General features: G+C 58.6%; 5 protein-coding genes and 5 pseudogenes. 4 read left to right on the forward strand and 6 right to left on the reverse strand.

Going from position 1 to position 6,544, the window contains the following annotated elements; translation table 11 throughout:
• The 3 genes and pseudogenes from BLS48_RS33765 to BLS48_RS33770 form a co-directional block, all read left to right on the forward strand.
• A partial coding sequence (locus tag BLS48_RS33765; RefSeq protein ID WP_143019587.1) for a transposase occupies positions 1–282 on the forward strand: 282 nt, incomplete at its 5' end.
• 76 nt (positions 283–358) lie between these two features.
• Positions 359–532, forward strand: a pseudogene (locus BLS48_RS35425) (IS3 family transposase); the annotation flags it as partial.
• A pseudogene (locus tag BLS48_RS33770) lies at positions 532–833 on the forward strand (integrase core domain-containing protein); the annotation flags it as partial. The pseudogenes BLS48_RS35425 and BLS48_RS33770, both read left to right, overlap by 1 nt.
• 46 nt (positions 834–879) lie before the next feature.
• On the opposite strand, the gene fabG reads toward BLS48_RS33770, so the two are convergent.
• The 4 genes from fabG to BLS48_RS33790 all read right to left on the reverse strand — a co-directional run bounded on the left by fabG (position 880) and on the right by BLS48_RS33790 (position 4,181).
• On the reverse strand, positions 880–1,617 hold the full coding sequence (gene fabG, locus BLS48_RS33775; protein ID WP_091586622.1) for a 3-oxoacyl-[acyl-carrier-protein] reductase: 738 nt from the start codon (positions 1,615–1,617) through the stop codon (positions 880–882).
• Positions 1,618–1,833: 216 nt separating this feature from the next.
• Positions 1,834–3,042: a beta-ketoacyl-[acyl-carrier-protein] synthase family protein gene (locus BLS48_RS33780; protein ID WP_038655175.1), complete on the reverse strand. Its 1,209-nt coding sequence runs from the start codon at positions 3,040–3,042 to the stop codon at positions 1,834–1,836.
• Complete coding sequence (locus BLS48_RS33785; protein WP_038655172.1) at positions 3,043–3,324, reverse strand: acyl carrier protein; 282 nt, start codon at positions 3,322–3,324, stop codon at positions 3,043–3,045.
• Positions 3,325–3,590: 266 nt separating this feature from the next.
• Complete coding sequence (locus tag BLS48_RS33790) at positions 3,591–4,181, reverse strand: NodA family N-acyltransferase (protein WP_038655169.1); 591 nt, start codon at positions 4,179–4,181, stop codon at positions 3,591–3,593.
• Positions 4,182–4,354: 173 nt separating this feature from the next.
• On the opposite strand from BLS48_RS33790, the pseudogene BLS48_RS33795 reads away from it, so the two are divergent.
• Positions 4,355–5,068: pseudogene (locus tag BLS48_RS33795) on the forward strand (LysR family transcriptional regulator).
• Positions 5,069–5,123: 55 nt separating this feature from the next.
• Here BLS48_RS33795 and BLS48_RS33800 read toward each other — a convergent pair.
• Positions 5,124–5,912, reverse strand: a pseudogene (locus BLS48_RS33800) (TIM barrel protein); the annotation flags it as partial.
• 353 nt (positions 5,913–6,265) lie between these two features.
• Positions 6,266–6,544 (reverse strand): annotated as a pseudogene (locus tag BLS48_RS33805) (IS5 family transposase); the annotation flags it as partial.

A 6,544-nucleotide genomic window follows, 5' to 3' on the forward strand; every position in this document is an offset into this window, starting at 1 on the left:
CGGCGCGCCTGGGCCGAGGTCATTCCATTCTTCGCGTTCCCTGACGACGTCCGCCGGATCATTTACACGACGAACTCAATAGAGGCGTTGAACTCGAAACTTCGACGGGCTGTCAGGGCCAGGGGCCATTTCCCCAGCGACGACGCGGCGACCAAGCTGCTCTATCTGATCTTGAACCGATCCGAGAAAGAGTGGAAAATGCCGCCACGTGAGTGGACCATGGCCAAGGCCCAATTCGCTGTCATCTTCGGCGAGCGCTTCATCAGGGCAATGGCTGCATAATGTTCAACAGCCCGCCCGCACACGGAATTCCTGACAGTCCCAAAAACCGCAGCCTACTTCGCGAGGGAAGTGACATGAGGTGCTGGATGTGTCCCGATCAGGCTTCCATGCCTGGCTCAACCGCAGCCCCAGCGCTCGCTCCCGGCATGACGAGATCCTCGTTTCCAGGGTCGACCGAAGCTTCAATAGCAGCGACCGCACCTATGGGTCTCGTCGCGTCTGGCATGACGTGCTGGCCGAGGGCCTCTCTGCGCCAGGAACGACATCGACCACCGCACCACCAAGGCCAGGCACCCATGCCATGGACCAACGGCCAGGTCGAGAGGATGAACCGGACTATCAAGGACGCAACCGTCAAGCGCTTCTACCATGAGAGCCACGATCAGCTCCGGCAGCACCTCGCCGACTTCGTCGCAGCCTACAACTTCGCTCGCAGACTGAAGACCCTCAAGGGCCTCACCCCATAAGAGTTCATCTGCAAGGCCTGGGCTGCACAGCCGGAACGCTTCACGCTAAATCCGCTCCAGCAAATGCCGGGACTAAACATCTAGGTGGTTGCGGAGGCCATGCCCCATCATTTACAGGTACACTCAGTGCTCAAATCATGGCCATGCCGCCATTGACGTGAATGGTCTGGCCGGTGACGTAGGCGGCTTCGTTGGAGGCGAGGTAGGCGACGGCGGACGCCACTTCAGCACCCGTGCCCATGCGGCGCGTCGGGATCGCTGCCATGATCGCCTCTTTCTGCTTGTCGTTGAGCTTGTCGGTCATGGCCGATTCGATGAAGCCCGGGGCGACGCAATTGACGGTGATGTTGCGGGTAGCGATCTCCTGCGCCAGCGACTTGGAAAAGCCGATCATGCCGGCCTTTGAGGATGAGTAGTTGGTCTGGCCCGAATTGCCGGTGATGCCAGAGACGGAAGTGATATTGATGATGCGGCCATGGCGACGGCGCATCATCGGATGGGTGAGTTCGCGCGTCAGCCGGAAAACGGCGGTCAAATTGACCTCGATCACGGAGTTCCAATCGGCGTCCGACATGCGCACGAACAGGCCGTCCTTGGTGATGCCGGCATTGTTGACCAGAATGTCGACGCCTTCGAGTTCGGCCTCAGCCTTCTGGCCGAGCGCCTTGACTTCGTCGCGGTTCGACAAGTTGGCCGGGAACAGCTTGACCCGATCGCCGAGTTCGCCCGCCAAGGTTTCCAGTTTCTCGATGCGGGTGCCGTGCAGGCCGACAATGGCGCCTTGCGCATGCAGCACGCGGGCAATCGCCTCGCCTATGCCTCCCGATGCGCCGGTGACGAGCGCCTTGCGGCCGGTCAGTTCGAACATTTCTTATCCTTTCTCAAATCCTGCTTGCCGGTTAGTTCAGTGACCTCTAAATCGAGCCGGAAATCCTAGGGTTCGATGGGATGCCTTGCTCGACGCTCCTGATCCTCGCCAAGACCTCGGCCCGCGAGGTATATTCGTATCCGGCCCAAAACCGCTCGGGCACTCATGAGCGCAGGGCGCAAGCGACCCTGCCCGGATTTGTATGTCTCAGCGCTCCTACACCTGTTTAAATGCTAAAACTGCGTTCATGCCGCCCATAGCAAATGCGTTGCTAATGGCCACACGCACCTTGCGCTCGCGTGGCACGTTGGGCGTGACGTCCAGATCGCAATCGGGGTCTGGCTCGCGATAGTTGGCGGTCGGCGGTACGATCCCCTCTTGGATCGCCCTCACACAGGCAATCATTTCGAGCGCACTCGCTGCGCCGAGGCAATGCGCGTGGGTGGACTTGGTGGAAGAGACGGACATCGAACAAGCATGCGCACCGAAGACCCGCTTGATCGCCGCCGTTTCGACCTGATCGTTGGCCTTGGTGCCTGTGCCGTGCGCGTTCAGGTAGTCCACGTCCTCGGGATTCAGCCTCGCATCGGCAAGGCATGCGCGCATCGCCGCCTCCGGCCCGTGAACTGCCGGCGCGGCGATATGGAAAGCATCAGCAGACAGGCCGATGCCGGCGACCTCGGCAAGAATTGTAGCGCCGCGGGCAACAGCATAATCATAGTTTTCCAGCACGGCCATGCCTGCCCCTTCGCCCAGCACTAAGCCCTTTCGGTCAGCGGAGAAGGGCCGGCAAGTATCCGGAGCGAGCACGCGCATTGCTTCCCACGCCTTCACCACAATGAATACGAACGGCGCGTCGCTGCCTCCCGCAAGCATCACGTCCGCACGGCCGGCCCTGATCTGGTCGACAGCTGAAGCGACCGCATGATTGGCTGATGCACAGGCGGAGGTCACGCCGAAGACCGGCCCGCGCAGGCCGAGGCTCATGCTGATATGGCACGCAGCCGCACTCGGCATCGCCTTCACACCAGTGAACAGATCAATGCGTGCCGCGGCTCCCAAAAGGAGGGCGCGATAGGCCTTTTCGGTCGCGTCGTAGCCGCCGAAACCAACGCCCACAGCTGCGCCGAAGCGATGGGCATTTGACTCATCGATGGAAAGTCCGGCCTGTCGCATCGCTTCGCGCGCTGAAATTACGGCAAGCAGGCTGAAGCGGTCCATCGAGAGGAGCTGCCTGCGGTCGACGTCATGCTCCGGCAGCTTCTTGATCTCGGCGCCGATCGTCCCCTCTAGCCCATGAAGCTGTGGATTGATAATCGGGCCGATGGCCGAGCGGCCATCGCGCATGCCCGTCCAAATGGAGGCGACATCGGTGCCCAGTCCACAAAGCCCGCCCAATCCGGTGATGACGACGCGCCGATCCATTCAAGCCGCCTTGCTGAGCAAGCCGCGAATGGCTTCCACCATGTCGCCGACATTTTGGAGATCAGACCAGGCCTCCGCCGTGTTCATTTCGAGCTTGATGCCGTAGGCCTGCTCAAGATCCCAGAGAACGTCCGCCAGTCCCAGAGAGTCAATGCCAAGCCCAGTCAGTTCCGTCGCAGTCGTGATGTCGCCGACGTATTGCGCAGTGATGCCCTCGGAACTCTCCGATTCGATGCGTTTCTTGATTATCTCAATGATTTCCGTTGCAAGTTGATCAGTCATTTCTGCTCCTTTGATTTTCAATTTGTTTTACGTGGCGAATTAGCCAAGGGGCTGTGCAACTGACAAAGCCCTATGCTCATTAAAGCCGGATGAATTCTGGCCGCTCTTTGGCGCAGGCTCCGTCTACGAGAACGTCGCCGGCATCCAATGTTGCGCCAACAATCGAGGTGCAAAGTGGATTGGGAGATCGTCAAAGGTCATACACGCTGCGATCTTCTGCGCCACAACCCCAGTCACTCCAGGCTCGCACCTGCAGTTCAGAAGTTTCATAGCTCCGAACCGTTCCGGTCGATCACGTCCCCCGGCGGCCATTCGTCGATCGAGCGTCCAATGGGCGACACCAAAACGATCACGTCCTCCAGGCGTGTGGACGGCAAGTCATGATGCACATTTGCACGGCTCGACCGTACTTTAACGCCCGGCACGATGGCCGCTATACCCTCTCTGCAGAACCTCTCCACATGGCTACGCATTGCGTGGCGAACCGTGCCGAAAGCGAAGGGAACGGCTAGCTGCTGCAGAACTGGATGCACCATGCGCATTGAAAAGCTGATTCCGAGCTTCTCTAGATCCGGCCGAACCCCGTACAATCCTAACTCAGCTACTAAGAGATCGACCTCGCCCACCTTGATGAATCGTCGCAGTATGCCGACGTGTGCGGCTATACCCTGCGCGTCGCTAGCAATTAAGCGGACTTCCGGTCTCGCGCCGGCCCAACTGCGACCGCCTTCGAACGGCTTTGCGTCGAAGCTCCCAATTCGGCCATAGATCTTTCGGAAGAAGTCGGAGAGTTCGACATGGTCGGTCAGTTGCAGGTCATTTTCCCAGCACAATCTCCACTGCACGGCTGAGCGCATGGAAGAATTTCTCCTTTCGGGCTGTCCGTAAGACGCTCATCACGGCATAGAGGGCAGCGGTGATCGGCGCGTCAGGTGTTTGTCCATGCAAGATTCCAGAACGACAATAAAATCCTTTGTTTCGATGTAAGGTATCCACTCGATGGATGGCCACTCGATGGACGACCGCGGACATGCATTTCAAGCAGCTTGATTTAAAGCTCCTCGTTGTGCTCGACGCGCCGCTGGCGGAGGGCAACCTGTCAGCGGCGGCACGCCGCACCAACCTCAGTAAGCCGGCCACGAGTGCGGCTGTTGCCTGGCTGCGCGAGTTTTCGGCGATGAACTATTCAGCATGAGCGGTCGCGAACGTATTCTGAATCACGCGCGATAGCACTTGGCCCTGCAGTTCGCGATGCCCTCCTGTAAATCCAGTCCTCGATTATTTCATCAGATCCGTTTAACCCAGTTCGATCTGATCGCCGCTTTAGGAGGAGGCTCGTATGCGTAGGCTGTCCCACGAACAAGCAGCTGCCACGGCAGCTTACATTCGAGAGATATTTCTCGATGATGCACCTGTGCATAAGGTTCGGACGTTCGCAGAAGCCCTCAATCGAGGAACTGTTCTTGCTTGAGCATGGTCTTCAAAGACGTGTTGAAGTCGTTGTGCAGGGCTTCAGCATGATCCCCGCCCATGGTGTCGGGCACATCTCGTATGGGGACGATGCCCTTCCGACTGGCAGGCATTTCGAAAAACTTTCCCCCTTCAGATCGTCGAGCTTCCTCTGCCGCTTCCCGGTTTCACCGAAGCCGCCCAGTGGCCGGCACTGCACAATAGTGATCCGGGAAGTATCTGGATGCGGAAGATAATGGTGCAGGAGGCAACTCGGATGGCTGGCCCGTTGTGACACCGCAGAGGGGGCCAGGGGCACCTGTGTCTGCTACCCCCCGCTTTCGCCTCAACATAGCGCGCTGGATAAGATCAATGCTGGCGGCAAGGGTGTCTGCAAGATCGTCCAGTGTGTGGGCTTCCTTGACCAGCTCGAACGAAAAAGGGCCCGCGTAGCCACCTTCAAGCAGCGCCTGGATCTGGCTGCCATTGTCGGAACCACCAAGGAAGCGATCTGGGTAAATCCAGAAGCTCGGGTCGTTCACGCCTGAAATGTGCACCAGGCCAGTGAGCTCGCAAAACAACGATATTTCACCTGCCAGGGTGTGGTGGAAGGTGTCATGCACGAGGCGGAAGACGGACGAACCATCAACTTCGGCAATCGCTACGGCCGCTTCCTTCTTTGATGGAAGCGAGGAGGTTCGAAAGCCCAGCGGCTCGATGAGGCCGATGAGACCGCGCGACTGGAGGATCGGATTGAGCGCGTTTAGCGCGACGCGCAGACTGTCACGGCGCTCACCATTGCCGGCCCACGAGCCGTCGTTGACCGGCAGCAGCACGACCATCTTTGCTCCGCACGCCGCCGCATAGTCAGCAAGCTCGATCGCCTCAGCTTGACGCCTGAGAGTCCAGTCGTTGAAGCGTTGCAAGGCGTTGATGGAAATTATCGTGACGCCGGCGTTGGTAGCGGCGCACCGGATGTCTGCGGCCGGAAAGGCGCTTGCAACAGGATTGCTGAAATGATGGTCACGGATTTGAACCTCGGTCAGGCCATGGTCGCGCGCAAGTGAGAAAACTGCACTGACGTCTAGTGATGCCGCCGTCATGTGGTCGAGCGCAAAGCGAGGAGATACCTGGCCCATGGCGTGTTTCCTTCGAGAAGTGCGCGCCAGTTTCGCTTGTCTGGCATCTCTGCGAGTTGCTGCGCCGCAGGCCGATGCACAAACCTGAATGAAGCAGGTGAGTCAATTGAACGATTCTTGCATTTATGATAGAAATTGCGGCGCTACCTGATAAGATTACATCATTTCGGGTATTTTCCGGCAGAACATGTCGAACGGCAGAAATGCCTTCCGGGCGTCTTGGCGGTGCCGGTCTTTGATGGCGCCATCCATCAGCACTATCTGCTCTTGACGAAATCGGTGCTGTGGCAGAACGGGCGAGCCCTGTTGCATGGATCAGACTTTGGACGAGGCAACCCTATCCACTGCATTTTTCATGCAACGCGCTCGAACTTGGGCCGGCCAAGTTCTGTCATCCGGTTAAGAACACGGACGCCAATCTTCGCTTCAGTCTTCTGATTGTCAAAATGTCGCGCTTTGAGTTTGGGCCCGATCACAGCCTTCCATCGACCCATCTGGGTCTCAGCGCGACTGCGCTTGTTGTAGCCGGTGGATTTCTGCCATGCCATCCGCCCTTTGGTCTGGATTTCTGCAATATGGCGATCGCGGACAGATGGAACCAGCACCGATTGAGGGCTGGCAACGGCAGTCTT

Source organism: Mesorhizobium qingshengii, from assembly GCF_900103325.1.
Lineage (GTDB): Bacteria > Pseudomonadota > Alphaproteobacteria > Rhizobiales > Rhizobiaceae > Mesorhizobium > Mesorhizobium qingshengii.